Raw genomic sequence first — 23578 nt, forward strand, 5'->3', positions numbered from 1 at the left:
TCCGGCATGGACAAGGCCGCGACGCTCACCTGGCTGCGCCGGATCTCCGGTGACATCGCCTCGGTGACGATCAAGCGCCTGGAGGACACCCTCCCGTGGTACGCCGACATGCCACCAGCCCGCCGCTCCGCGGTCGGGCTGGTGGCCCAGGCGGGAATCACGTCGTTCATCCAGTGGTACGAAGACCCCAACTCCACGCCGTGGATAGCGGCGGACATCTTCGCCGCGGCACCGCGTGAGCTGCTGCGCAGCGTCAGCCTCCAGCAGACCCTGCAGCTCATCCGTGTGACCGTCGAGGTCACCGAGGAACGCGTCGCCGGCCGGGGGAACGATCTCCGCGAGGCGATCCTGTTGTATTCGCGCGACGTCGCCTTCGCGGCGGCGGATGTGTACGCCAGAGCTGCGGAGGCCCGCGGCCTCTGGGATGCGCGCCTCGAAGCCCTCGTCGTCGACTCGATCCTCACCGGCGAAGCCGACGAAGAGCTTCCGAGCCGGATCGCGGCACTCGGCTGGCACGGCCACGGCGAGGTCGCCGTCCTGGTCGGCACCACCCCTCCCCAGTTCGACGTGGACCTGGTCCGCCGAACGGCCAGGAAGCTCGCCGTCGACGTGCTCATCGGCGTTCAGGGCTCTCGTCTCGTCCTCGTGCTCGGGCGCGCACGCGCCGAGGGAGCGGAAGGCGAAGAAGAGGAACTGGGGTTCCAGGAGATCGCGACCCGACTCGAGCCGTCGTTCGGACCGGGTTATGTCGTGCTCGGGCCCGCTGTCGCGGCGCTCGTCGACGCGAGCCAGAGCGCCCGGGCAGCCCTCGCCGGCTTTGCCGTCGCCCGCGCCTGGCGCAGCGCTCCCCGTCCGGTCGAAGCCGACGACCTGCTCCCGGAACGAGCCCTCGCCGGAGACCCGCTCGCGAAGCAGACGCTGATCGAGCGCATTTTCCGTCCCCTGCAGGCGCACTCCACCGACCTGGTCACGACGCTCTGGAGCTACCTCGACAACGGGCGCTCCCTCGAGGCGACGGCCCGCGAGCTCTTCGTGCACCCGAACACCGTGCGCTACCGGCTCAAGCGCGTAAGCGAGGTCATCGGGTGGGATGCCACCGGTCCCCGTGAGGCGCTCATCCTGCAGACCGCGCTGATCCTCGGCTCCATCGGCACGGCCGAGCAGGTGCGGCGACGAGCCCCGCTTCGGCGACAGCAGCGCTGATACCTGGCCGATCTGTACGCCACACACAAGGGTTTCTCGCAATCTTGTGATGGATCATCCACCGCTCTGCCGCAATCGTTGGCAGACTGGGTGGGTGATTGTCGTCGTATGCCCAGGTCAGGGCTCGCAGACCCCCGGTTTCCTCGCTCCTTGGCTCGAGCTCGACGGAGTGGCCGAGCGCCTCGCCGCGTACTCGGATGCCGCACAGGTCGATCTCCGCGAACACGGCACGACGTCGGATGCCGACACGATCCGCGACACGCGTATCGCGCAGCCGCTGATCGTCGCGGCCTCCCTGATCGCCGGCGACGCGCTGGTGCAGAAGGCGGGCCGCCGCGCCGACGGAATCGCGGGTCACTCGGTGGGTGAGATCGCCGCGCTCGTCGGCAGCGATGTGATCGACGCCGAGACCGGTATGCGCCTCGTCGGCATCCGCGGTCGCGCGATGGCCGATGCCGCAGCGCAGGAGCAGACCGGCATGAGCGCGGTTCTCGGTGGCGATGAAGAAGCCCTCCTCGCCAGACTCGCCGAACTCGACCTCGCCCCCGCGAACTACAACGGCGGCGGACAGATCGTGGTCGCCGGCGCGCTTCCTGCCCTCGCAGTTCTCGCCGAGGAGCCCCTCAAAGGCACGCGCGTGATCCCCCTCCAGGTCGCCGGTGCGTTCCACACCCGCTACATGGCCTCGGCCGTCTCGGCCCTCCGCGATGCGGTCGCCGATGTCACGCCCGCGAACCCCGACATCACGCTGTGGACCAATCGTGACGGCTCTGCCGTCGCTGACGGCGCTCAGGCGCTCAACTACCTCGTCGACCAGGTCTCCTCCCCCGTGCGCTGGGACCTGTGCATGCAGTCGTTCTCGGACGCCGGCGTCACCGGTGTGATCGAACTCGCTCCTGCTAGCGCCCTGGTCGGTCTCGCCAAGCGCGGCCTCCGTGGCGTGCCGACCGTTGCTGTGAAGACCCCCGAAGACCTCGATGCAGCCGTCGCGCTGCTGAACGGAGAAGCCGCATGAGCGTCACCCTCGCCCAGGTCACCGGCCCCGCCTACACCCGCATCTACTCGTACGGTGCCGCCCGCGGTGAGAACGCCGTACCGAACGAAGACCTGATCGGGCCGATCGACTCCAGCGACGAGTGGATCCGCCAGCGCACCGGCATCATCACCCGTGCCCGTGCCGACAAGAGCACCGACGCCATCGACCTCGCCACCACGGCCGCAGCCGAGGCCATCGAGAAGTCGGGCGTGCCTGCCGATCAGGTCGACCTGGTGATCGTCGCGACCATCAGCAACCCGAAGCAGACCCCCTCGGTCTCGGCCATCGTCGCCGACCGCGTCGGTGCGAATCCGGCCGCCGCATATGACATCAACGCGGCCTGCGCCGGTTACGCCTATGCGATCGCCCAGGCCGACGCGCTGATCAAGGCGGGGGCAGCCCGCTATGCCCTGGTCATCGGCACCGAGAAACTGTCCGACGTCGTCGACCCGACCGACCGCAGCATCTCCTTCCTCCTCGGCGACGGCGCGGGTGCCGCACTGATCGGCCCGAGCGACACGCCGGGCATCGCCCCCGCTGTCTGGGGCTCCGACGGCTCGAAGGCCGAAGCGGTGGGCATGAACGGCACGCTGACCGACTTCCGCGACGGCGTGGTGCCGTGGCCGACCCTGCGCCAGGAGGGCCAGACGGTCTTCCGCTGGGCCGTGTGGGAGATGGCCAAGGTCGCGCGCGAGGCGCTCGACCGGGCCGGCGTCGAACCCGCCGACATCGCCGCATTCATCCCGCACCAGGCGAACATGCGCATCATCGATGAGTTCGCGAAGCAGCTGAAGCTGCCGGAGACCACGGTGATCGCCCGCGACATCGAGACCACGGGCAACACCTCGGCGGCGTCGATCCCCCTGGCGAGCCACCGTCTGATGGCCGAGCACCCCGAGCTCTCGGGCGGTCTCGCCCTGCAGATCGGCTTCGGCGCTGGACTCGTGTTCGCCGCACAGGTCGTCGTCCTTCCCTGAGAATGCGCTGACCTTCTCTAGACTGTTCCACGGTTCCGAATACAACCCGTAAGAAAGAGGAAGACCACATGGCTTTCACCAACGATGAGGTCCTCGCAGGCCTCGCAGAGCTCATCACCGACGAGACCGGCATCAACGCCTCCGAGGTCGCCCTCGAGAAGTCGTTCACCGATGACCTCGACATCGACTCCATCTCGATGATGACGATCGTCGTCAACGCCGAGGAGAAGTTCGGCGTCACCATCCCCGACGACGAGGTCAAGAACCTGAAGACCGTCGGCGACGCCGTCAGCTTCATCGTCGCGGGCCAGGAGTAATCCCGGCAGGATGCCACCCCCGCATCTCGCGGGGAGTGGCATCCTCCGCCCTGCCCTCTCACCCCCTTCGACGTTCGACAAGGAACCACACCCCATGACCAAGCGCATCGTCGTCACCGGCATCGGCGCCACGTCCGCCATCGGCGGCACGGCCCCGGAGAACTGGACGAACCTGCTGGCCGGAATGTCCGGCACCCGCACGCTCGAACACGACTGGGTTCAGCAGTACGAGCTGCCCGTCACGTTCGCCGCCGAGGCGATCGTGCGCCCGGAAGAGGTGCTCCCCCGCCACGAGGCCAAGCGCCTCGATCCGTCGTCGCAGTTCGCCCTCATCGCCGCCCGCGAGGCGTGGGCCGACGCCGGCTCCCCCGAGGTCGCGCCCGAGCGGCTCGGCATCGACTTCGCCACCGGCATCGGTGGCCTCTGGACCCTCCTGGACGCCTGGGACACGCTCCGCGAGAAGGGCCCACGACGCGTCATGCCGCTCACGGTTCCGATGCTCATGCCGAACGCCGCGGCGGGCAACCTCTCGCTCCAGTTCGGCGCCCGTGCCTACGCACAGACCGTCGTCAGCGCATGTGCCTCCAGCACGGAGTCGATCATCCACGCTTTCCACCACCTGCAGGACGGCCTTGCAGACGTCGTCATCGCCGGTGGCACCGAGTCTGCGATCCACCCGATCACGATGGCCTCGTTCGCGTCGGCGCAGGCGCTGTCGCGTCGGAACGACGATCCTGCCCACGCCTCCCGCCCCGGGGCCATCGACCGTGACGGGTTCGTCATGGGCGAGGGCGCTGCCGCACTGATCCTCGAGACCGAGGAGCACGCCAAGGCACGCGGCGCCAAGATCTACGGCTACGTGCTCGGCGGCGGAGTCACGGCCGATGCTTACCACATCACGGGAAACGACCCCGAGGGCAACGGCGCGGCGCGGGCCGTCACGCAGGCGCTCGAGGAGGCCGGCGTGACCGCCGACCAGGTCACGCACATCAACGCGCACGCGACATCGACCCCGGTCGGCGACCCCAACGAGTACGTCGCGCTCAAGAAGGTCTTCGGTGACCGGATCGACGAGATCCCCGTGTCGGCGACGAAGGCCTCCACCGGACACCTGCTCGGTGGTACGGGGGCACTCGAGGCGATCTTCTCGCTTCTCGCGCTGCGTGATCGCGTCGCTCCGCCGACCATCAACATGACCGAGCCCGACCCGGCGGTTCCGTTCCGCCTTTCCGGCGAGGCCACGCCGCTCGGCGACGGCCCGCAGATCGCCATCAGCAACTCGTTCGGGTTCGGCGGACACAACGCCGTGCTGGTCGTCGCCAGCGCCGACTGACGCTGCAGAACACGAAGAGAGGCCCCCGGGATTCCGAGGGCCTCTCTTCGCGCAACAGGACCGGAGTCCGGAGCCGGTCAGGCGGCGCGCAGCGCCCCGAGCTGACGCGAACGGGCTTCACGGATGCGCGTGATGCGGGGCAGGAACCACCCGATCAGCGGACCGACTCCGAAGGCGAAGAGCACCGTTCCGACGCCCACAGGGCCGCCGAGAAGGAAGCCGACGAGCAGCACACTTCCCTCAATCAGGGTGCGGACGAGCCACACCGCCCATCCGGTGCGGCGGACCAAGCCCGTCATCAGGCCATCGCGCGGCCCAGGCCCGAAGTCGGCAGCGATGTAGAGGCCCGTCGCGAAGGCGAGGAGCAGGAGTCCGAAGACGAACATGGGGGCACCGATCCACACCGAAGCGGGCTGCGGGATCAGGAAGAGCGCCAGATCGGCGCTCGGCCCGACCAGGAGCGCGTTCAGCACCGTGCCGAGCCCCACCCGCTGACGCAGCGGGATCCACAGCAGCAGCACGACGATCGAGACGAGCACGGTCATGGCCCCGTATCCGACGCCTGTCTGCCCCGCCAGGCCCAACGCCAGAACATCCCACGGCGCCACACCGATGCCGCCTCGCACCATGAAGCCGAGCGCCACACCGTAGAGGAACAGGCCGACGAGAAGCTGCACGAGCCGCTCGACGAGGTCACGCCGGCTGGTGGCGGCTATGGGGAGGAACAGAGAACGGAGGAACATCCTCCTACTCTGGCCCGTGGACCACGGTCCGATGCGAAGCCACTCGCCGCAAAGTGGCCTGCACATATCAGACCACTTTGCGCCATGCTGGAGGCATGGGATCACGGCTCGTCGAACAGCTCGGAGCGGATAACGTCGCAGGCACCGCGGCGACGGCGCTCGCCGACCGCATCAGGGCGCTGATCCTCGACGGCCGCCTCACGGTCGGCGAGCGTCTGCCGAGTGAGCGGGCGCTCGCGCTCGAACTGCGCCGATCACGCTCGACGATCACCCGCACCTACGGCCTGCTGGAGGCCGACGGCTACGTCTCCCGCCTGCACGGAGGAAGCACCCGGGTCACGCTGCCGCACGGTCGCACCGCTGCGGGCGCGGACGCCGACGACGACGCCATCGACCTCTCGATCGCCTCGATGGATTCGACACCCGGCCTGTACGACGCGACAGTCCGCTCCCTTCCCCGCCTCGCGGCTTTGCGCGGCACCAGCGGGTATTCGCTCCGCGGGCTCCCTGAGCTCCGTGAAGCCGTCGCCCAGCGGTTCCGCGATCGCGGAGCGCCGACCTCCGCCGACGAGATCATCATCACGTCGGGGGCGCTCAACGCCGTGAACCTGATCCTCACGGCCATCGGACGTCGCGGCGAGAAGGCACTGGTCGAGCAGCCGACGTTCCCCCACGCGCTCGAAGCGCTGCACCGGCACGGATACCGACTGGTGCCCACGCCCGTCGACGTCGACGGCTGGGACACCCGGCATCTGAACGAGACGCTTCTCGGGACGCGCCCGCACGTCGCCTACCTCATCCCCGACTTCCACAACCCGACCGGCGCGACGCTGCCCGATGACGAGCGCTCGCGGATCGTCACGACGGCTCGGAACGTCGGCACCCACCTCATCGTCGACGAGACGACCGCAGAACTCGACATCGATCGCGGATGGGCCCCTGCGCCGATGGCTGCGAGCGGACCGAATGTCATCACGGTCGGATCGATGTCGAAGATCGCCTGGGGCGGTATGCGGATCGGCTGGATCCGCGCGGAGCGCTCGGTGATCGCGCGACTGCTCGCCGTGCGCCCCTCCTTCGAGTTGGGCACCGCACTGCTGGAGCAGTGCATCGCCGTGGAGCTGTTGGACGACATGCCGGCGTTGACATCTCACGTCCGCCGCAGGTTGCGCGCCGGGCGCGACGCGGTCGAGCGCGGCGTCTCAGGGATCGCCGGGTTCCGGATGCCGTCTACGCCCGGCGGCCTCTCGGCCTGGATCGATATCGGGGCGCCGCTCTCCACCTCCCTCTCCCTGGCTGCGCGAGAGCAAGGTCTCGTCTTGCCGCCGGGCCCCCGCTTCACGACCGGCGGCGTGCTCGAACGTCGACTGCGCATCCCCATCACCCTCCCGCCGGAGCGGACGACCGAGGCCATGCAACGACTGGCTCTCGCCTGGGAAGACGTGCGCGGCGGCGCGCACTCGCGCACCCACGAGCTGCAGCACACCGCCGTCATCTGACCGGCGGGCCACCTCTGCACGACGAGGACCCCGCCTCGTTTCCGGGGCGGGGTCCTCGTCGTGCGGAGCGGGGATACGTCTTCTCAGCGTCCGGGATGACTCACCGGCATCCGATACTCACGCCTCCCCCGCTCCCGGTCTGTGGTGTCGGCTAACCGACCTTGTGGAGCCAGACGACCCTGGCGTCGTCGCTGGCATGACGGAACGGCTCCAGTTCCTCGTCCCAGGCAGATCCGAGCGCGATGTCCAACTCGCGCTGCAACTCGATCGCACTGCCCGCGGCGATCTCCATCGCGTAGCGGATCCGGTCCTCGCCGATGACGATGTTGCCGGCGGCATCCGTCTGGGCGTAATGGATGCCCAAGTCGGGAGTGTGCAGCCAGCGTCCGCCGTCGCTGCGCGGAGTGGGGTCCTCGGTCACCTCGAACCGCAGATGCTCCCACCCGCGGATGGACGTCGCGAGAGCAGCACCGGTGCCGACAGGGCCGTCCCAGTAGAACTCGGCCCGCCGGGCGCCCTCGAGGACGGGCTGCGCGGTCCAGTCGAAATTCACCGCGCGCCCGATAGCGCGACCCACCGCCCATTCGAGGTGCGGGCAGAGCGCGCGAGGCGCAGAGTGGATGAACACCACTCCGCGTGAGTAAGCCGTCGCCATGATCTCTCCGTTTCATCAGGTGCGTCTTCCCCAACGACCTGAACCACGAAGTGGCGAGAATATGCGGTTGTGGGCCCATTCTCGCCGAGATCTCCTGAAATCACAAGCATGTGATTCGACGACGAAGGCCCCGGTCACAGGGACCGGGGCCTTCGCAGTGCTCAGAAGAGGATCACGCCTCGCTCATGGCCTGCTTGACCTGTTGGCCCTTCGCGGCGTAGTACGCGGCACGAGCAGCGTCCTTGCGCGCCTGCTCGGCGTAGCCGAACTCCAGCGTCTCCTGGTCGACCTCGTAGTTGGGGACATCGTCAGTGCCGTTGTACTTCTCGATGTAGGCGTCGAGCTCGGGGCCCGAGGTCCACGACGTGATGAGGCAGTAGCGCGGCTCGGTGCCGTTGTGCGTGGCGGCGTGCCACAGACGCTGGGTGTCGACGATGAGCTGCGCGCCGGCCGGAAGGGCGATGCGGTACTCGATGCTCGGGTCGGTGCGGTTCTCACGCAGGACGAAGTAGCTGTCCTTGTCGTCCGTCAGGTTGAAGAAGCCGCGGACCACCCAGCCGGTGCCGTCGGGGTTCAGACGGTTGTTGTCGTCCTGGTGGAGGTTGTAGAGGCACTCGCCGTACGGGGTCGGCTGCAGCTCGATCACGCGGCAGCGGCCGACGTTGGCGCCGGGCTCCTGCGCACGACGCGTCAGGTTCGGAGCCTTCTCGGTCTGCGAATCGATCCAGACGCCGTCCTTGTCGGTGCGCGGCGGCTTGTGGTTCCAGAAGCCGTTGCACTCGATGTCGCCGAAGGCACTGGCGAGCGGCGCGAAGCGTGTGTCACCCGACGACTTCCAGTCGTTGTACTCGATGTCGAGCCATTCCTTGGGGTCGAGCTCCTGGTTGTAGCTGTCGAGGACGACGAATCCCTTTTCCTCGAGGGCAGCGGACTTGATGTAACCCATGATCGAGTCATGTTCCTTTCATCGGGGGCCAGCACGTTTTAACAGGCCCTGATAAGGCAAGCCTAACAGCGAAGCCCGCGAGCCCTTCGGAGGTCGGCCGTGGATAACCGAATAGACTGATCGGGGCGCCCGGCGAGTCCTCGGCACCCGTCGCTACGGGAGGACGAGACACCAGTATGAGCACCGCGACCAACGTCGAGGCGACAGCAGTCAACACGATCGAGTGGCTCGCGGCGGGCACCACCACCATCGTGGTCCCCGTGTATCAGCGGCAGTACCGCTGGGACATCGGCGGGTGCGAGCGCCTCCTCTCCGACATCCGCGCCGTCGCTCGCGAAGACGACGCCCACCGCCACTTCATCGGCTCGATCCTCTCCGCCGAAGACGGCACCTCGGCGGATTCCGACCTGATCCTCATCGACGGTCAGCAGCGCATCACCACGCTGATGCTGCTGGTCGCCGCGCTGCACCATGCGATCCGCGACACCGACCCCACTCTGGCCGCTTCGCTGGAACGCGTGCTCGTGCGCTCGGATGCCCCCGGCCGCACCAAGCTGCGCCCGCACGATGCCTGGGCCGACCTGTACGAGTCCGTCGTGCTCGACCGTCGCGACGATGCGGACCGCGAGTCCCGCTTCGACGATAACTACGCCTTCTTCCGCAGTCAGATCCTTGTGGACGAGGTCCCGCTCATCTGGCGTGGGCTGCAGAAGCTCGAGCACGTGTCGATCACCCTCGGAGCCCAGGCGAACGCGCAGCAGATCTTCGAGAGCCTGAACTCGACGGGCGAGCCGCTGCGCGACCATGAGCTCATCCACAACTACATCCTGATGGGGCTCAGCCACGCGGAGCAGGTCGATGTCGAAGCCCGGTTCTGGGTGCCGATCGAGAATCACACCGGAGAGGCGATCGGCGCGTTCTGGCGGCACTACCTGGTGCTCGTCACCGGACGAGAGGTGGCGGCGAACGGCGAGCACGGCGTGTACAGCGCGTTCCGGCAGTCGTTCCCCCGCGTCGACGTCGCCCACCTGCAGGCGGACGCGGAGGAGTGGCGGCACTTCGCTGAGATCTACGGCACCCTCCTCGACCCGTCACGGGAGCAGGACCCCGAGATCGCGCAGCAGCTCCGCCATGTCAACACCTTCGGGCGTTCGTCGTATCCCCTCGTGATGAGTGTGTACAGCGACCACGCACGGGGGCTCATCGATCGCGTCGAACTCATCGAGACGCTGGAGTGGATCCAGGCCCTGTACCTCCGTCGGGCGCTGGTCAACCTTCCGGCCGAGAGGCTCATCGCCAGGCTCTGCCGAGCCCGCCGGGATGGCCGCGATTCACTCGCGCGCGCCTTCGCACGGATCACCCCGTCCGACGAGCGTGTGAGCGCCGTGCTGAAGTACAGCGAACTCCCCCACCCCACGTATGTGCTCGGGCGGCTGGAGGGAGTCGACGACGTCGATGCGTTCGACGTGGAGCACATCGTGCCGACCGTCCCCGGCGACGCCTGGTCGGGAGACGGGGAGCGGCCCTGGAACGAGTACTCCGAGGACGAGCAGAACAGCCATCGCGCGCTCGCCCCGACTCTCGGCAACCTGACGCTGCTCGAGCAGCCGCTGACCGAGCGCGTGTTCGGCGCCGCCTTCCCGGTCAAGCGCACCGAGGCGTATGCCCGCAGCGCAGTGCCGGCGACCCGCGAGCTGGCCGAGGTCGCGACATGGAACACCGCGGCGATCACCCAGCGCACGGTCGCTCTCACTGCCGACCTGATCCGCATCTGGGCGCGACCCGCACTGCCGGAGATCGATGACGACGGCCTGACCCCGATCTTGGATGCCGTGCGCCGTCGCGGCTGGCCCACCGGCTGGGAGCGCGAGTTCGACTACGTCGAGTACCGCGGTGAACGCTGGGAGGTGCCCGACGTCAAGTACCTGTTCAACCGGGTGTTCCGACGCGCATGGACCGACACGAGGGCCGCTGCCCTTGCATACTGCGCCGCCCACGGCGGACCGATCTACCAGGACATGGCGTGGAAGGGGCAATGGGACGAGCTCGACGAGTCCCACTTCCTCTACATGGGCTGGGACTCCAATTACATGATGACCGCTGTGCAGGGGGTGCTCGAGGAGTCGGGCATCGCCTCGGAGGTCTTCGTCAAGTACTCCTACATCGGGAATGTGATGTGACCATGACCACCGTCGTCCGCCAGCTGCTGGATCTCACCGTCGAAGAGCACACGCTCACCGTCCCGCTCGTCTGGGGCGATCCTGCCGACTCCCGCACCATCGACGTCTTCGCGCGCGTGGTCTCCCGCGAAGGCGGTGAGACCCTCCCCTATCTGGTCTTCCTGCAGGGAGGACCGGGACACGAGGCTCCCCGTCCGTTCCACTCTTCGACCTCGCCGGCTTGGCTCGACGAGGCACTCGCCCACTACCGACTGGTGCTCCTCGACCAGCGCGGCACGGGTCGCTCGACCCCGGTCGGCGACGAGGATCTCGCGCGGGGCGCTGAGGCCGTGGCCGAGCACCTCACCCATCTGCGGGCCGACGCGATCGTGCGCGACTGCGAGGCGTTGCGCGAACACCTGGGTGCTGCCACCTGGAGCGTGCTCGGGCAGTCCTTCGGCGGCTTCACGACCCTGGCCTACCTGTCGACGGACGCCTCCTCCCTGGAAGACGTCTTCATCACGGGTGGGCTCAGTGCCATCGGCCGCCACCCCGATGATGTGTACGCGCTCTGCTACGACAAGATGCGCACGACCTCCGAGCGGTACTACCGTCGGTTCCCGGAGCACCGCGACGCCATGCGGAGACTCGTCGATATGGCGGATGCCGGTGACATCGTGCTCCCCGACGGCGAGATCGTGTCCCGATCACGGTTGCGGTCGATGGGCTCTGCTCTCGGCACGAACGACGGCTGGCAGACCGTCTGGTCGTTGCTCGAGCGCGATCCGTCGTCCAACGCGTTCCGATACGACCTGATGCACGCGATGCCCTTCGACGGCCGCAACCCGCTCTACTTCGCGTTCCACGAGTCCAGTTATGCCGACGGCCATGCCACCCGCTGGTCGGCCGAACGGACAGAGCCCTCCGACTTCCGTGACGACCCCACGCTCTTCACGGGCGAGCACATCCGACGCGACTGGACCGAGACGGTCCCCGCCTTCCGCCCCTGGCGTGACGTGACCCTCGCACTGGCTGAGCACGAGTGGCCGAGCATCTACGACGCCGAGGCGATCGCCGCGTCCGGCGCGACGGGTGCTGCCGCGGTCTACGTCGATGACGTCTACGTGCCCATGGACTTCTCGCTCGAGACAGCACGCCTGCTGCCCGGGGTGAAGCTGTGGGTGACCAGCGAACACGAGCACAACGGGCTGCGTTCGGGTCCCGTGCTCTCCCGCCTCATCGACCTGGCACAGGGCGGCCGCCTGCGCTGAGGATCTCCGCCTCGAGGAGGATGCCGCTCTTCTCCGTCACGCCTATCCTGAAGTCATGAAGGACTTGATGGCGTGGGCGACCGTGGTCATCGTGCTGGGCATGGGCCCCGCCCTGCTGATCTTCGGGATGATGCACACCTTCTCGCGGAAGCCGGTCGAGGAGAAGTACGAGCACGTCGCCAACGGCGGCCTCGTCGGCGTCTTCGACAGCGTCTGGTCGCCCACCGCTCATGAGGCGAGCCAGGAACGCGACCGGCAGACGCAGCGGACTGCGCCGGCGCCGTCGCCCGGCGACCCGCCGAGCCGCATCGACGCCGGCCGCATCGTCATCGACGTCTGAGACCGTCGCAGAGCTCTCGAGGAACGAAGAAGGCCCCACACTCCGAGGAGCATGGGGCCTTCATCGTGGCAGTCGTTACTTGGACGATCCGCCGAAGCCCTTGAAGCGCTGGTTGAACTTCTCGACGCGGCCGGCCGAGTCCATGATGCGCTGCTTGCCCGTGTAGAACGGGTGCGACGCGGCCGAGATCTCGACATCGATGACGGGGTACTCCACGCCGTCCAGCTCGATGGTCTTGTCGCCGGTCACGGTCGAACGGGTGAGGAACGTCTCGCCCGAGCCGAGGTCGCGGAACACGACAGCCTTGTACTCGGGGTGAATGTCAGTCTTCATGGGATTCCTTAGTTGCTGCCCTGGATTGTGCCAGGGACGAGGGAAGTCTGCGGTGCGGAGAGCACCAAGGATCGATTCTATCAGACCTGGATCAGGATGCTGCGCGGGCGGCGTAGCGGCCGTCTTCACTGCTGAGCACGATGGGCATGCCGAACGTGTCGGTGAGCGCCTCGGCCGTGAGAGTCTCGGCGATCGGTCCGGCCGCGACGATCGCGCCGTCGCGAATCAGCATCACATGCGTGAAGCCCACGGGGATCTCCTCGACGTGGTGCGTCACCATCAGCATCGCCGGCGTCGTCGGCGAGGACGCATACCCGCTGAGCAGCGCCAGCAGCTCTTCACGCGAACCGAGATCGAGCGAGGCGGTCGGCTCATCGAGCAGCAGGAGCTCCGGATCGGTCATCACGGCGCGCGCGATCTGCACGCGCTTCTGCTCGCCGTCGCTCAACGTGCCGAACGTGCGTTCCGCCAGATGGTCTAGGCGCCAGTCGGCGAGGACGCGGAGCGCGCGGCGCTCATCGATGTCCTCGTAGTTCTCGTTCCAGCGACCGAGCACCGAGTATGCGGCGGTGAGTACGGTGTTGAGGACCGTCTCGTCGCGGGGAACGCGCTTGGCCATCGCGGACGACGCGAAGCCGATGCGCGGGCGCACCTCGAAGACGTCGGTACGCCCCAGGGTCTCCCCCAACACCGTCACGGTGCCCGCGGTCGGGTGCATGAGCGTGTCGGCCAGCTGCAGAAGGGTGGTCTTGCCCGCACCGTTCGGTCCGAGGATCACCCATCGCTGATCGTCGTCGACCTCCCAGGTCACGTGATCGATGATGTTGCGTCCTTCACGGCGCACGACGACGTCGGTGAATTCCAGAGCGCTCGGCATGGTTCCAGCCTATCGGCTCAGGCGGTGAGCTCCGCGTAGAGCGCGCGCGTCGTCTCGGCGATCGCGGCCCAGCTGAAGTCATCCCGTGCGCGTTCGCGTCCGGCCTCTCCGTAGGCCCGCGCCCGCTCCGGATCCATGGCGACCTCGGTGAGCACCGCGGCCAGATCCGCCACGTAGCGCTCCGGATCCACCGGCGTGCCGGTCCCGTCCTGCAGCTGTTCGATCGGCACGAGCCGGCCCGTGACACCGTCGGCCACGACCTCGGGGATGCCCCCGGTCGCGGTGCCGACGACAGCGGCACCGCAGGCCATCGCCTCGAGGTTCACGATCCCGAGCGGCTCGTACACGGAGGGACACACGAAGGTCGTCGCCGCGGTCAGGATCGCCGACAGCTCGTCGCGGGGCAGCATCCTCTCCACCCAGATGACGCCGCCACGCGTCTCCTGCAGAAGGCGCACGCCCTCCTGCACCTCGGCCATGATCTCGGGAGTGTCCGGGGCACCGGCGCACAGGACGAGCTGCACCTCGGGCGGAAGGAGTCGGGCGGCCTGCAGCAGGTACGGCAGACCCTTCTGCCGCGTGATCCGACCGACGAACACCACGGACGGGCGGGCGGGGTCCATTCCGATCGAACGGAGGAATTCCGCGTCTTGCACCGGGCGCCAGCGTTCGACGTCGATGCCGTTGTGGATCACGCGAACCTTTGCCGGATCCACCTGCTGGTAGCTGCGGAGGATGTCGGCGCGCATGCCGGCGCTCACCGCGATGACCGCGGCGGCGTTCTCGTAGGCGAGTCGCTCGATGCCGCTGGAGATCGCGTACCCGCCGCCCAGCTGCTCGGCCTTCCAGGGGCGGAGGGGCTCCAGGCTGTGCGCGGTGAGCACATGCGGGATGCCGTGCAGCTGCGAGGCGAGGTGACCGGCGAAGTTCGCGTACCAGGTGTGACTGTGCACGAGGTCGGCCTCGGCGATCGCGGAGACGATCTCGAGATCCGTCCCCAGCGTCTGCAATGCGGGGTTCGCACCGGCGAGCTCCGCGGGCGTGCGATACGCGAAGGTGCCGGGCTCGTCGCGGGTCGCGCCGAAAGCGCGCACCCGCACGTCGACGTGCTCTCGAAGCGCAGCGACGAGTTCCGCCACGTGTACTCCGGCACCGCCGTAGACCTCGGGCGGGTACTCCTTCGTGATCATTTCGACTCGCATGTCTGAACGCTAGTACAGCGGCCGGGAACGCATCTATGGTGGAGCCATGTCCGCTCCAAAGAAGGTCTTCGGGATCATCCTCGCCGGCGGCGAGGGCAAGCGCCTCATGCCGCTCACGGCGGATCGCGCGAAACCCGCCGTGCCGTTCGGCGGACAGTATCGCCTGATCGATTTCGCCATCTCGAACCTCATCAACTCCGGCCTGCGGCAGATCGTCGTGCTGACGCAGTACAAGTCGCACAGCCTCGACCGGCACATCTCGCAGACCTGGCGGATGTCGGCGCTCCTCGACTCGTACGTGACGTCGGTTCCCGCGCAGCAGCGACTCGGCAAGCGATGGTTCTCGGGATCCGCCGACGCGATCCTCCAGAGCATGAACCTGATCAACGACGAGAAGCCCGACATCGTCGTGGTCATCGGCGCCGACCACGTGTACCGGATGGACTTCCGGCAGATGCTCGAGGCCCACATCGAATCCGGCGCGAAGGCGACAGTCGCCGGCATCCGTCAGCCCCTCGCCCTGGCTTCGCAGTTCGGGGTGATCGATGCCGATGCCGAATCCGGCCGGATCAAGCAGTTCCTGGAGAAGCCGACCGACATCGCCGGCCTCGAGGATTCGCCGCACGAGGTGCTCGCCTCGATGGGCAACTACATCTTCGACGCCGACGCCCTGATCGCCGCTGTCGAGGCGGACGGCGAGTTGCCGACATCCGGGCACGACATGGGCGGCGACATCGTTCCGTACTTCGTCGACCGCGGCGAGGCCGGCTACTACGACATGAAGCAGAACGATGTCCCCGGCTCATCGCCGCGCGATCGCTCCTACTGGCGGGATGTGGGGACGATCGATTCGTTCTTCGACGCGCACCGCGACCTGATCTCGACTCTGCCTATCTTCAACCTCTACAACATGGAGTGGCCGATCCACTCCCAGGCGGTCAACTCGCCGCCCGCCAAGTTCGTGCGGGACTCGGTCGGCCGGATCGGGAATGCGATCGATTCGATCGTCTCGCTCGGGTCGGTCCTGTCCGGGACGCATCTGGAACGCAGCGTGGTCGGCCCCTGGACCCTCGCGGGCGGCGGCTCGACCATCACCGACTCGGTGGTCTTCGACCACGTCCAGGTGGGGCAGGGCGCGCGCATCCACCGGGCAATCCTCGACAAGAACGTAGTGCTGGCGGACGGCGCGACGGTGGGCGTCGACCGCGAACGAGACCTCGCGCGGGGTTTCACCGTGACAGAGTCCGGCATCACCGTCGTCGGCAAGGGCGTGTTCATCGAGCGTTGACGTCGTCACGCGGCGTATCAGCAGGTCGGGTGATCGATAGGCTCGACGGGTGACCTCCGCGCGCTTCCTCGTCGTCCTCGATGCCGATTCCACTCTGATCCGCAACGAGGTGATCGAACTGCTCGCCGACGAGGCCGGACGCCGCGCGGAGGTGCAGGCGGCCACCGAGGCGGCCATGCGTGGCGAGGTCGACTTCGCGGAGAGCCTTCGCTCCCGCGTCGCCGCCCTTCAGGGCGTGCCGGTCTCGGCATTCGAACGCGTGCGTGCGCGGATCGAGCCGACGCCGGGAGTGCGCGAGCTCACCGCCGCCGTCCACGATCGCGGCGGTGTCGTCGGAGTCGTGTCCGGGGGCTTCCACGAGATCCTCGACCACATCGCGCCGGGACTCGGCGTCGACCGGTGGCGGGCCAATCGTCTGGAGCTCGCCGACGGCGAACTCACCGGTCGCGTCGACGGCGGGATCGTCGACGGCGCGGCCAAGGCCACCTCGCTCCAGGAATGGGCGGCGGAACTCGGCGTGCCCTCGCACGCGACGATCGCGATCGGCGACGGCGCGAACGACCTGCAGATGATGGCGGTCGCCGGACTCGGCCTCGCCTTCAACGCCAAGCCCGCTGTTCGCGAGGCCGCGAGTCTCGTCATCGGACCGCAGGACCTGTCCGAGGTCATCGCACTCCTGCCGTAGTCCGGATCTCTGGTGAATGTCCGCCCTCGCCGCTAGCGTCGGCACATGGACATCATCCTCATCCCCGGCCTCTGGCTCGACGCCTCGAGCTGGGACGACGTGATCCCCGCTCTCGAACGGGCAGGGCACCGCGTTCACGCCCTCACCATGCCGGGGCTCGGCGAGCCTGCGGCTGTCACCTCCGACATCGGCATCGCCGACTGGGTCGACGCCGCCGTCGCCGCGGTCGATGCGGTCGACGGAGATGTCGTGGTCGTCGGACACAGCGGAGGCGGCAACGTCGCCTGGGGTGTCGCCGATGCGCGCCCCGACCGCGTGAGCCGAGTGATCTTCGTCGACACCGTCCCTCCTCCGCCCGGAAACGGGATAAGCGAGTTTCCGATCGTCGACGGGGTCGTGCCGTTCCCCGGCTGGGACTTCTTCGAGGACGAAGACGTGCACGACCTCGACGAGGCCACACGCGCACGCACAACGCCGCTCACCTCCAGCGTCCCCGCACGCGTGCCGACCGACGGCATCTCCCTCACCGATCCCGCGCGCTACCGCGTGCCGGTGACGCTGCTCATGGGCGACCTGGACCAGGCGACGTTCGACGGGCTGATCGACCAGTGGGGCCCATTCGGCGAGGAGTACCGCGCGATCGAGGATGCCGAGGTCATCCGGATCGGCTCCGCCCACTGGCCCCAGTTCACCGTGCCCGATCGTCTCGCCGAACTGCTCAACGGGGCGATCACCCGCTGACGGCGCAGGGTGGGGTCAGTGCCCCATCCCGAGGCCGCCGTCGACGGGGATGACCGCACCGGAGATGTACCCGGCGTCGTCGCCCGCGAGCCAGGTCACGACACCCGCGACCTCGTCGGGAGTGGCGAACCGTCCGGCCGGGATGTTCGCCTTGTACTGCTTCTGCGTCTCCTCCGGGAGCTCCGCCGTCATGTCGGTCTCGATGAAACCAGGCGCGACGACGTTGGCGGTGATCCCGCGCGCGCCGAGTTCGCGGGTGATGGAGCGCGCGAACCCGACGAGCGCACTCTTCGACGCGGAGTAATTGACCTGACCCGCGGAACCGTAGAGCCCCACGACACTCGAGATCAGGATGATACGGCCGAAACGTGCGCGGAGCATACCCTTCGAGGCGCGCTTGACGACGCGGAACGTGCCGCCGAGGTTCGTCGCGACCACGCTGTCGAAGTCGTCTTCGCTCATGCGGAGGAGCAGCGTGTCCTTCGTGATGCCGGCGTTCGCGACAACGATCTCGACCGGGCCGAGCTGCTGCTCCACCTCGGTGAACGCCGCGTCGAGAGCCGCGGCGTCGGTCACATCCGCACGGACAGTGAGCGTCCCCTCCGGCCCTTCGCCGCTGCGGGCGGTGACGGCGACCCGGTACCCGTCGCGCACGAAGCGCTCTGCGATGGCGCGGCCGATGCCGCGATTGCCGCCGGTGACGAGGACGACGCGCTCAGCACTCATGGGGGACACTCCTGATCTGGCCGGTCGGCCCGCGATCCCGGGCCGTCATCGATCCTATCGACCATGCCGCCGCCGGCTGCTCCCTCTTGTCGGGTCGTCTGCATCATGGCGTTTGACAGACGGGGACGCTGCTGGAACCCTGATCGTGACGAAAGGCTTCATCGTGAGTGACAACCGCATCCCCTCTCCCGGTGGCGAGCCGCCGTTGACACCGCCGCCGCCGCCCGCGGCCGCGCCGGCGCTTCCCGCCGACCCGGTGCAGCCCGCTGCGCAACCGACGCAGAGCTACCCGGGAGCCGCGCCGACCTACGCGCCACCCGGATACCCGCCCTACGGCGCCCAGCCGACCGCGGCACCGCAACCGGGATACGCTCCGCCGCCCGCTCAGCCCGGCTACGCCCCGCCCGCCTCTCAGCCCGGATACGGCGCCTACCCGAGCGCCGGGTATCCCGCCGCTGCGTCCCGGCCCACCAGCCCGCTGGCGGTCGCCTCGCTCATCTGCGGCATCGCCGGGGTCGTCCTGATCTGGGCCATCATCCCGGTACTGGCTTCGATCGCCGCCGTCATCACGGGCCACATGGCGCTCGGACAGATCAAGCGCCAGCCGGGGATCGGCGGGCGAGGACTCGCCATCGCCGGTCTCATCCTCGGCTACGCGGTGGTCGCCATCGGCGCGTTCACGATCGTCAGCACCATCATCAGCTTCCTGTTCGTCGGGGCGTTCAGTCTGCCGTTCCTCTTCTCCAGCTGAGTCACCGAACGGCACGCCTCGAGGGCTGCACCGGCGTAGGCTGGAAGCATCGTGAAGAACGCGCGTCAAGTCCCGGCCGTCACCTCACTGCCGCAGTCTCCGCGGGATGAGGCTGATCATCGTGTGCGCCGTTACGCCTTGACGATGACCATTCGCATCGTGTGCTTCGGACTCATGGTGCTCGTGCAGCCGTACGGCTGGTACACCTGGGTCTTCGGGATCGCGGCCGCTGTCCTGCCCTACATCGCGGTCGTCTTCGCGAACGCCGGAAGCGACAGCACAGAGGCCACCGCCGAGTCGCCGGTGCGCGAAATCGACGCCCCCCGCCCCACTCCGATCGAGCCCGAGGTACCTGCCCCGCAGGTGTTCACGATCCACGAAGGCCCGAAAGACCGATGACAGACTTCGAGTGTTCGCGCGCCGGCTGCCGGAGCGCGGCGACCAGACAAGTGGTGTGGCGCAACCCCCGCATCCATGCCGCCGATCGCGAGAAGGTGTGGTTGGCGTGTGACGAGCACGTGGACTTCCTCCGCGACTACCTGGCTGCGCGCGACTTCCCGGTGACTGTCCGCGACGGTGTTCCCGCATGAGTCGACGTCTCACCCGGTGGGCGGTGTACGTGCTCATCGCGATCGGCTTCGCCGTCGCGTGCGTCGTCCTGTCGAACTGGCAGTTCGAGCGAAACGAGACTCGCGCCGCCCAGATCGAACTCGTCGAGCAGAACTATGACGCGGATCCCGTGCCCCTGTCCGACGTCATCGGCGCTGACGGTGCCCTCGACCCCTCCGACGAGTGGCGCCCGGTGACGCTGCAGGGCGAGTACCTGGCCGACCAGCAGCTGCTCGTGCGCAACCGACCGCACGGCGGTACGAGCGCCTTCGAGGTGCTGGTGCCGTTCCGCAACGCCGATGGTCGCGTGTTCATCGTCGATCGCGGCTGGGTGGCGCCGGGCGAGGGTGCGGAGCCCGACTCGGTGCCGTCCCCGCCGGAGGGCGAGGCCGAAGTGACGGTGCGCCTGCGGCCCGGGGAACAGCTGCCCGCATCGGGCCGCGGCGCACCGGAAGGTCAGGTGCCGACCATCCATCTGCCCTCGATCGCCACGCTGACCGACGGGGATGTGATCACCAGCGCCTATGGCCGCGTCGTGACAGAGGAGCCGGCCGGTGCCGGCGCGCTGGGTGGCTTCGACTCCCCCACGGACGACCCGGGCCCGCATCTCTCCTACGCGATCCAATGGATTCTGTTCGCCCTGATGGGCTTCATCTTCATCGGCTACATCATCCGGACCGAGATCGTGAAGCACCGTGAGGAAGTCGAGGGCGTCCCGACACCCGTGAAGACGCCACGGCGCAAGGATCACGACGCCGACGTCGAAGATGAGCTGCTCGACGTCCGCTGACCGACTCTCCCGGAGTCAGTCCATCCAGGGCGTCATCGTGCATGCCCAGCCGGTCTCCATGCGCTCGTAGACGATCCGAGTGTGGTCTCGTTCCGGCGACCCCTGCCAGAATTCGACTCGTGCGGCGATGATCCGCCAGAGGACCCACTCCCCTGGACTGACGCCCTCACGAGCGGCGGCGGAGCGCGCAGCGAGGTCTGCCGCACTTTCCTCCGCGGAGGCCTCCTGGACCCGCCCGCGAACGCGCACCGCTCGCAGGAGAGGCTGCCACCAGAAGTTCAGTGCCGCCGCAGGATGCGCTCCGATCTGCGCACCCTTTCGAGAGGAGCGCGCTCCGGCGAAGGCCCATCCGCACTCGTCGACGTCCTTGAGGATCAGTGAGCGCGCATCCGGCATGCCGTCGTCGTCGACCGTCGCCAAGGTGGCGACGTGTGGCTCGGGCACGCCTGCGGTGACGGCCTTCCCGATCCAGTCGAGGAAGAGTGACGCCGGATCGTCAGGAAGGTCGACGCGCGCGAGCGGAGGCGCCGCACCGGTGAGCGCGGGCTGAGCACGCAGCCACCGACTGACCTCTGACGAAAGGAGACCCCGCTCTGTCGACATGCTCCCGACTATGCCATGGGCGCAGGGACTGCACGTCGGAAGGCTCAGGCGAGTTCCCTCAGCTCGGGATGATGGGCGATCGGGGGCAGCACGTCGAGCAGTTCGCCGAGCGTCGCGATCCGACGCGTGTCACCGGACCAGTTCTGGTGCCCGCCATCGAAATGGACGAACTCCGCGCCGAGATCGGCCGCGATCTCCCGGTCGTGATTGGTGTCACCGATGACGAGCACAGCGCTCGGACGGAGGCCGGATCTCGACAGCCACCGCGCGATGACGTCGTGCTTCGACGCCCGATACGGGTCGTCGATCGACAGCACATCTTCGAACGCATCGACCAGATCGTGCGGGGCCATCTGCCGCGCGAGCGCATCGGGAAGGGTCGCCGAGGCGAGCACCTGACGGAGGCCGCGCTCGTGGAGCGCGGCGAGCGTCGAACGCGCATCGGGGTGGAGCTGCGCCTCTCCGACGCGCACCGCGAGCAGGTCGAGGTAGGCCGTCGCGGCGGACACGAACCTGTCGTCACCGAGCCCGACGGAGCCGTAGAAGTCTCGGATCGGGAATCGGAAGACCGATCGATACGCGTGCTCATCGACCAGCAGATCGAGCGCGTGCTCCTCGAGCACGGAGTTCATCACCTGACGGCAGATCTCCACGTCGTCGAGCAGCGTGCCGTTCCAGTCCCAGCACACGGCGCGGATGTGAGCGAGATCCATGCGGTCACGCTACAACGGGCCGCCGACATGCGACCTCCGCACATCAGGCGAGCTCGATGAGGTCCTGGTACTCCTGGCTCCAGATGTCTTCGACACCGTCAGGCAGGATGAGCACACGCTCGGGGTTGAGCGACTGCACGGCACCGGGATCGTGGGACACGAGGACCACAGCACCCTCGTAGTGCGCGAGCGCGCCGAGGATCTCCTCACGTGAGGCGGGATCGAGGTTGTTGGTCGGCTCGTCGAGCAGCAGCAGGTTCGCCGAGGAGACGACGAGAGTCGCGAGCGACAGACGCGTCTTCTCTCCACCGGAGAGGACTCCCGCCGGCTTCAGCACGTCGTCGCCGGTGAACAGGAACGAGCCCAGCACCTTGCGCGCCTCGGTCTCGGTGATGTGCGGTGCGGCCGAGACCATGTTCTCGAGCACCGAACGGTTCACGTCGAGGTTCTCGTGCTCCTGCGCGTAGTAGCCGACCTTGAGGCCGTGCCCCGGCTCTAGCTGCCCGGTATCGGGCTGGTCGACGCCCGCAAGCATCCGCAGCAGCGTGGTCTTGCCCGCACCGTTGAGTCCGAGGATGACGACCTTGGAGCCGCGATCGATCGCGAGATCGACATCGGTGAAGATCTCGAGCGACCCGTACGACTTCGAGAGCCCGCTCGCCATCATCGGAGTCTTGCCGCAGGGCGCCGGCTTCGGGAAGCGCAGCTTCGCGACCCGGTCTTCCTGGCGCACCTCGTCGAGTCCGGCGAGCAGCTTCTCTGCGCGCGCGATCATCTGGTGCGCCGCAGCGGCCTTGGACGCCTTCGCGCCAAAGCGAGCCGCCTGCAGCTGCAGGGTCGTCGCCTTCTTCTCGGCGTTGGCGCGCTCCTTCTTGCGGCGCTCCTCGTCAGCCACCCGCTGACGCAGGTAGTTCTTCCAGTTCATGTTGTACGTGTCGATGCTCTGGCGGTTCGCGTCGAGGTAGAAGACGCGGTTGACGGTCTCACCCACGAGCTCGACATCGTGGCTGATCACGATCAGTCCGCCCTTGTAGCCCTTGAGGAACTCACGCAGCCACACGACGCTGTCCGCGTCGAGGTGGTTGGTCGGCTCGTCGAGGATCATCGTCTGGGCGTCCGAGAAGAGGATGCGGGCGAGCTCGATGCGACGACGCTGACCACCGGAGAGGGTCGACAGTGGCTGGTCGAGGATGCGGTCGGGCAGCGAGAGGTTGTTGGCGATGGACGCCGCCTCGGCTTCTGCCGCATATCCGCCCTGTGCCTCGAACTGCTCGGTGAGGCGGGCATAGCGCTTCATCGCCTTGTCGGCGACGGCGGGGTCGTCCGAGCCCATCGCCAGTGCCGCTTCGGTCATCCCGAGGTTGAGCTGACCGAGGCCGCGGGCATCGAGGATGCGCGTGCGCGCCAGGTCTTCGGGGTTGCCGGAGCGAGGGTCCTGCGGCAGGTAGCCGAGCTCGCCGGAACGCGTCACACTGCCACCGGAGGGCAGGACGTCGCCCGCGAGCACCTTGGTGAGGGTGGTCTTGCCGGCCCCGTTGCGGCCGACGAGTCCGATCTTGTCTCCGTCGGCGACGCGGAACGAGACGTTCTCCATCAGCAGGCGCGCGCCAACGCGGATCTCGAGGTCGTGCACGGCAAGCACAGCGGACGTCCATTCTTTCAGGGAGGGTGTTCGGCCGATCGGCCAGCCTCCCAGTATAAGCGCCGTGGCCGGGAGCGGCGGTCAGCAAGATCAGTCCGGAGAGTGAGGCCCGCGATACCGCAGAGGGATGACCGTCCGG

General features: G+C 68.0%; 26 protein-coding genes. 16 read left to right on the forward strand and 10 right to left on the reverse strand.

What is annotated here, in order from left to right; all coding sequences use genetic code 11:
- Nucleotides 1-6 precede the first annotated feature (6 nt).
- The 5 genes from HCX50_RS13505 to HCX50_RS13525 all read left to right on the forward strand — a co-directional run bounded on the left by HCX50_RS13505 (nucleotide 7) and on the right by HCX50_RS13525 (nucleotide 4866).
- Complete coding sequence (locus HCX50_RS13505; protein WP_029261788.1) at nucleotides 7-1203, forward strand: PucR family transcriptional regulator; 1197 nt, start codon at nucleotides 7-9, stop codon at nucleotides 1201-1203.
- Nucleotides 1204-1297: 94 nt separating this feature from the next.
- Entirely contained in the window at nucleotides 1298-2218 is a 921-nt protein-coding gene (locus HCX50_RS13510) for an acyltransferase domain-containing protein (protein ID WP_167634743.1), read from the forward strand.
- Nucleotides 2215-3216: a beta-ketoacyl-ACP synthase III gene (locus tag HCX50_RS13515; protein ID WP_091036787.1), complete on the forward strand. Its 1002-nt coding sequence runs from the start codon at nucleotides 2215-2217 to the stop codon at nucleotides 3214-3216. The genes HCX50_RS13510 and HCX50_RS13515 overlap by 4 nt, the downstream gene beginning before the upstream one ends.
- A 68-nt stretch (nucleotides 3217-3284) precedes the next feature.
- Nucleotides 3285-3533: an acyl carrier protein gene (locus HCX50_RS13520; RefSeq protein WP_017830435.1), complete on the forward strand. Its 249-nt coding sequence runs from the start codon at nucleotides 3285-3287 to the stop codon at nucleotides 3531-3533.
- Between the two features lie 94 nt (nucleotides 3534-3627).
- Nucleotides 3628-4866 (forward strand): beta-ketoacyl-[acyl-carrier-protein] synthase family protein, encoded by a 1239-nt coding sequence (locus HCX50_RS13525; RefSeq protein WP_167634744.1) that lies wholly within the window; start codon nucleotides 3628-3630, stop codon nucleotides 4864-4866.
- Nucleotides 4867-4943: 77 nt separating this feature from the next.
- Here HCX50_RS13525 and yczE read toward each other — a convergent pair whose 3' ends face one another.
- Nucleotides 4944-5609, reverse strand: coding sequence for a membrane protein YczE (gene yczE / locus HCX50_RS13530; RefSeq protein ID WP_167634745.1), 666 nt, complete (start codon nucleotides 5607-5609; stop codon nucleotides 4944-4946).
- A 95-nt stretch (nucleotides 5610-5704) separates the two neighbouring features.
- On the opposite strand from yczE, the gene yczR reads away from it, so the two are divergent.
- Nucleotides 5705-7108, forward strand: a complete 1404-nt coding sequence (gene yczR / locus HCX50_RS13535) for a MocR-like transcription factor YczR (RefSeq protein ID WP_167634746.1) — start codon at nucleotides 5705-5707, stop codon at nucleotides 7106-7108.
- A 151-nt stretch (nucleotides 7109-7259) separates the two neighbouring features.
- Here yczR and HCX50_RS13540 read toward each other — a convergent pair whose 3' ends face one another.
- Both HCX50_RS13540 and HCX50_RS13545 read right to left on the reverse strand, forming a co-directional pair.
- A complete protein-coding gene (locus HCX50_RS13540) occupies nucleotides 7260-7763 on the reverse strand; it encodes a DUF3145 domain-containing protein (protein ID WP_029261782.1) in 504 nt (167 codons plus the stop codon).
- A gap of 172 nt (nucleotides 7764-7935) precedes the next feature.
- Complete coding sequence (locus HCX50_RS13545) at nucleotides 7936-8709, reverse strand: hypothetical protein (RefSeq protein WP_029261781.1); 774 nt, start codon at nucleotides 8707-8709, stop codon at nucleotides 7936-7938.
- A gap of 176 nt (nucleotides 8710-8885) precedes the next feature.
- Between HCX50_RS13545 and HCX50_RS13550 the strand changes: the two genes are divergently transcribed.
- From HCX50_RS13550 to HCX50_RS13560, 3 genes are read left to right on the forward strand one after another with little or no spacing between them, the layout of a single operon-like run.
- Nucleotides 8886-10889, forward strand: coding sequence for a DUF262 domain-containing protein (locus HCX50_RS13550; RefSeq protein ID WP_167634747.1), 2004 nt, complete (start codon nucleotides 8886-8888; stop codon nucleotides 10887-10889).
- Nucleotides 10886-12139 carry an alpha/beta fold hydrolase gene (locus HCX50_RS13555; RefSeq protein ID WP_091036804.1) on the forward strand — a complete coding sequence of 418 codons (1254 nt, stop codon included), beginning with the start codon at nucleotides 10886-10888 and terminating at the stop codon, nucleotides 12137-12139. The genes HCX50_RS13550 and HCX50_RS13555 overlap by 4 nt, the downstream gene beginning before the upstream one ends.
- A gap of 55 nt (nucleotides 12140-12194) precedes the next feature.
- Complete coding sequence (locus tag HCX50_RS13560) at nucleotides 12195-12479, forward strand: hypothetical protein (RefSeq protein WP_091036807.1); 285 nt, start codon at nucleotides 12195-12197, stop codon at nucleotides 12477-12479.
- A 75-nt stretch (nucleotides 12480-12554) separates the two neighbouring features.
- On the opposite strand, the gene HCX50_RS13565 is transcribed toward HCX50_RS13560, so the two are convergent.
- The 3 genes from HCX50_RS13565 to glgA all read right to left on the reverse strand — a co-directional run bounded on the left by HCX50_RS13565 (nucleotide 12555) and on the right by glgA (nucleotide 14891).
- On the reverse strand, nucleotides 12555-12812 hold the full coding sequence (locus HCX50_RS13565) for a type B 50S ribosomal protein L31 (protein ID WP_091036810.1): 258 nt from the start codon (nucleotides 12810-12812) through the stop codon (nucleotides 12555-12557).
- Between the two features lie 91 nt (nucleotides 12813-12903).
- Nucleotides 12904-13689: an ABC transporter ATP-binding protein gene (locus HCX50_RS13570; RefSeq protein WP_091036812.1), complete on the reverse strand. Its 786-nt coding sequence runs from the start codon at nucleotides 13687-13689 to the stop codon at nucleotides 12904-12906.
- Nucleotides 13690-13706: 17 nt separating this feature from the next.
- On the reverse strand, nucleotides 13707-14891 hold the full coding sequence (gene glgA / locus HCX50_RS13575; RefSeq protein ID WP_167634748.1) for a glycogen synthase: 1185 nt from the start codon (nucleotides 14889-14891) through the stop codon (nucleotides 13707-13709).
- A 46-nt stretch (nucleotides 14892-14937) separates the two neighbouring features.
- Here glgA and glgC point away from each other — a divergent pair, with 46 nt between their 5' ends.
- The 3 genes from glgC to HCX50_RS13590 are packed head-to-tail and all read left to right on the forward strand — an operon-like array spanning nucleotide 14938 to nucleotide 17605.
- The gene (gene glgC / locus HCX50_RS13580) at nucleotides 14938-16179 is read left to right on the forward strand and encodes a glucose-1-phosphate adenylyltransferase (protein ID WP_091036818.1); all 1242 of its coding nucleotides are present in this window, start codon (nucleotides 14938-14940) and stop codon (nucleotides 16177-16179) included.
- 49 nt (nucleotides 16180-16228) lie between these two features.
- Nucleotides 16229-16864: a phosphoserine phosphatase SerB gene (gene serB / locus HCX50_RS13585; protein WP_167634749.1), complete on the forward strand. Its 636-nt coding sequence runs from the start codon at nucleotides 16229-16231 to the stop codon at nucleotides 16862-16864.
- A gap of 45 nt (nucleotides 16865-16909) precedes the next feature.
- A complete protein-coding gene (locus tag HCX50_RS13590; protein ID WP_167634750.1) occupies nucleotides 16910-17605 on the forward strand; it encodes an alpha/beta fold hydrolase in 696 nt (231 codons plus the stop codon).
- Nucleotides 17606-17620: 15 nt separating this feature from the next.
- Here HCX50_RS13590 and HCX50_RS13595 read toward each other — a convergent pair whose 3' ends face one another.
- Nucleotides 17621-18331, reverse strand: coding sequence for a beta-ketoacyl-ACP reductase (locus HCX50_RS13595; RefSeq protein ID WP_029261772.1), 711 nt, complete (start codon nucleotides 18329-18331; stop codon nucleotides 17621-17623).
- A 163-nt stretch (nucleotides 18332-18494) separates the two neighbouring features.
- Between HCX50_RS13595 and HCX50_RS13600 the strand changes: the two genes are divergently transcribed.
- The 4 genes from HCX50_RS13600 to HCX50_RS13615 are packed head-to-tail and all read left to right on the forward strand — an operon-like array spanning nucleotide 18495 to nucleotide 20481.
- Entirely contained in the window at nucleotides 18495-19082 is a 588-nt protein-coding gene (locus tag HCX50_RS13600; RefSeq protein ID WP_167634751.1) for a DUF4190 domain-containing protein, read from the forward strand.
- A 51-nt stretch (nucleotides 19083-19133) separates the two neighbouring features.
- Nucleotides 19134-19481: a DUF3099 domain-containing protein gene (locus HCX50_RS13605; protein ID WP_167634752.1), complete on the forward strand. Its 348-nt coding sequence runs from the start codon at nucleotides 19134-19136 to the stop codon at nucleotides 19479-19481.
- On the forward strand, nucleotides 19478-19672 hold the full coding sequence (locus HCX50_RS13610; RefSeq protein ID WP_091036832.1) for a hypothetical protein: 195 nt from the start codon (nucleotides 19478-19480) through the stop codon (nucleotides 19670-19672). The genes HCX50_RS13605 and HCX50_RS13610 overlap by 4 nt, the downstream gene beginning before the upstream one ends.
- Nucleotides 19669-20481, forward strand: a complete 813-nt coding sequence (locus tag HCX50_RS13615; RefSeq protein ID WP_167634753.1) for an SURF1 family cytochrome oxidase biogenesis protein — start codon at nucleotides 19669-19671, stop codon at nucleotides 20479-20481. The genes HCX50_RS13610 and HCX50_RS13615 overlap by 4 nt, the downstream gene beginning before the upstream one ends.
- 15 nt (nucleotides 20482-20496) lie before the next feature.
- On the opposite strand, the gene HCX50_RS13620 is transcribed toward HCX50_RS13615, so the two are convergent.
- The 3 genes from HCX50_RS13620 to abc-f are packed head-to-tail and all read right to left on the reverse strand — an operon-like array spanning nucleotide 20497 to nucleotide 23439.
- Entirely contained in the window at nucleotides 20497-21084 is a 588-nt protein-coding gene (locus tag HCX50_RS13620; protein ID WP_167634754.1) for a pyridoxine/pyridoxamine 5'-phosphate oxidase, read from the reverse strand.
- A gap of 44 nt (nucleotides 21085-21128) precedes the next feature.
- Nucleotides 21129-21797: an HAD family hydrolase gene (locus HCX50_RS13625; protein WP_167634755.1), complete on the reverse strand. Its 669-nt coding sequence runs from the start codon at nucleotides 21795-21797 to the stop codon at nucleotides 21129-21131.
- Nucleotides 21798-21840: 43 nt separating this feature from the next.
- Nucleotides 21841-23439 carry a ribosomal protection-like ABC-F family protein gene (abc-f, locus tag HCX50_RS13630; protein ID WP_091036843.1) on the reverse strand — a complete coding sequence of 533 codons (1599 nt, stop codon included), beginning with the start codon at nucleotides 23437-23439 and terminating at the stop codon, nucleotides 21841-21843.
- Between the last annotated feature and the right edge of the window lie 139 nt (nucleotides 23440-23578).

The organism is Microbacterium sp. B19(2022) (genome assembly GCF_012030385.1).
Lineage (GTDB): Bacteria > Actinomycetota > Actinomycetes > Actinomycetales > Microbacteriaceae > Microbacterium > Microbacterium oxydans_B.

Excerpts from the sequence above, each read along its gene's own strand:
- HCX50_RS13505 (WP_029261788.1), top strand. The coding sequence starts at position 7 with ATGGACAAGGCCGCGACGCTCACCTGGCTGCGCCGGATCTCCGGTGAC.
- HCX50_RS13515 (WP_091036787.1), top strand. The coding sequence starts at position 2,215 with ATGAGCGTCACCCTCGCCCAGGTCACCGGCCCCGCCTACACCCGCATC.
- HCX50_RS13520 (WP_017830435.1), top strand. The coding sequence starts at position 3,285 with ATGGCTTTCACCAACGATGAGGTCCTCGCAGGCCTCGCAGAGCTCATC.
- HCX50_RS13525 (WP_167634744.1), top strand. The coding sequence starts at position 3,628 with ATGACCAAGCGCATCGTCGTCACCGGCATCGGCGCCACGTCCGCCATC.
- yczE (WP_167634745.1), bottom strand. The coding sequence starts at position 5,609 with ATGTTCCTCCGTTCTCTGTTCCTCCCCATAGCCGCCACCAGCCGGCGT.
- yczR (WP_167634746.1), top strand. The coding sequence starts at position 5,705 with ATGGGATCACGGCTCGTCGAACAGCTCGGAGCGGATAACGTCGCAGGC.
- HCX50_RS13540 (WP_029261782.1), bottom strand. The coding sequence starts at position 7,763 with ATGGCGACGGCTTACTCACGCGGAGTGGTGTTCATCCACTCTGCGCCT.
- HCX50_RS13545 (WP_029261781.1), bottom strand. The coding sequence starts at position 8,709 with ATGGGTTACATCAAGTCCGCTGCCCTCGAGGAAAAGGGATTCGTCGTC.
- HCX50_RS13550 (WP_167634747.1), top strand. The coding sequence starts at position 8,886 with ATGAGCACCGCGACCAACGTCGAGGCGACAGCAGTCAACACGATCGAG.
- HCX50_RS13560 (WP_091036807.1), top strand. The coding sequence starts at position 12,195 with ATGAAGGACTTGATGGCGTGGGCGACCGTGGTCATCGTGCTGGGCATG.
- HCX50_RS13565 (WP_091036810.1), bottom strand. The coding sequence starts at position 12,812 with ATGAAGACTGACATTCACCCCGAGTACAAGGCTGTCGTGTTCCGCGAC.
- HCX50_RS13570 (WP_091036812.1), bottom strand. The coding sequence starts at position 13,689 with ATGCCGAGCGCTCTGGAATTCACCGACGTCGTCGTGCGCCGTGAAGGA.
- glgA (WP_167634748.1), bottom strand. The coding sequence starts at position 14,891 with ATGCGAGTCGAAATGATCACGAAGGAGTACCCGCCCGAGGTCTACGGC.
- glgC (WP_091036818.1), top strand. The coding sequence starts at position 14,938 with ATGTCCGCTCCAAAGAAGGTCTTCGGGATCATCCTCGCCGGCGGCGAG.
- HCX50_RS13590 (WP_167634750.1), top strand. The coding sequence starts at position 16,910 with ATGGACATCATCCTCATCCCCGGCCTCTGGCTCGACGCCTCGAGCTGG.
- HCX50_RS13595 (WP_029261772.1), bottom strand. The coding sequence starts at position 18,331 with ATGAGTGCTGAGCGCGTCGTCCTCGTCACCGGCGGCAATCGCGGCATC.
- HCX50_RS13610 (WP_091036832.1), top strand. The coding sequence starts at position 19,478 with ATGACAGACTTCGAGTGTTCGCGCGCCGGCTGCCGGAGCGCGGCGACC.
- HCX50_RS13615 (WP_167634753.1), top strand. The coding sequence starts at position 19,669 with ATGAGTCGACGTCTCACCCGGTGGGCGGTGTACGTGCTCATCGCGATC.
- HCX50_RS13620 (WP_167634754.1), bottom strand. The coding sequence starts at position 21,084 with ATGTCGACAGAGCGGGGTCTCCTTTCGTCAGAGGTCAGTCGGTGGCTG.
- HCX50_RS13625 (WP_167634755.1), bottom strand. The coding sequence starts at position 21,797 with ATGGATCTCGCTCACATCCGCGCCGTGTGCTGGGACTGGAACGGCACG.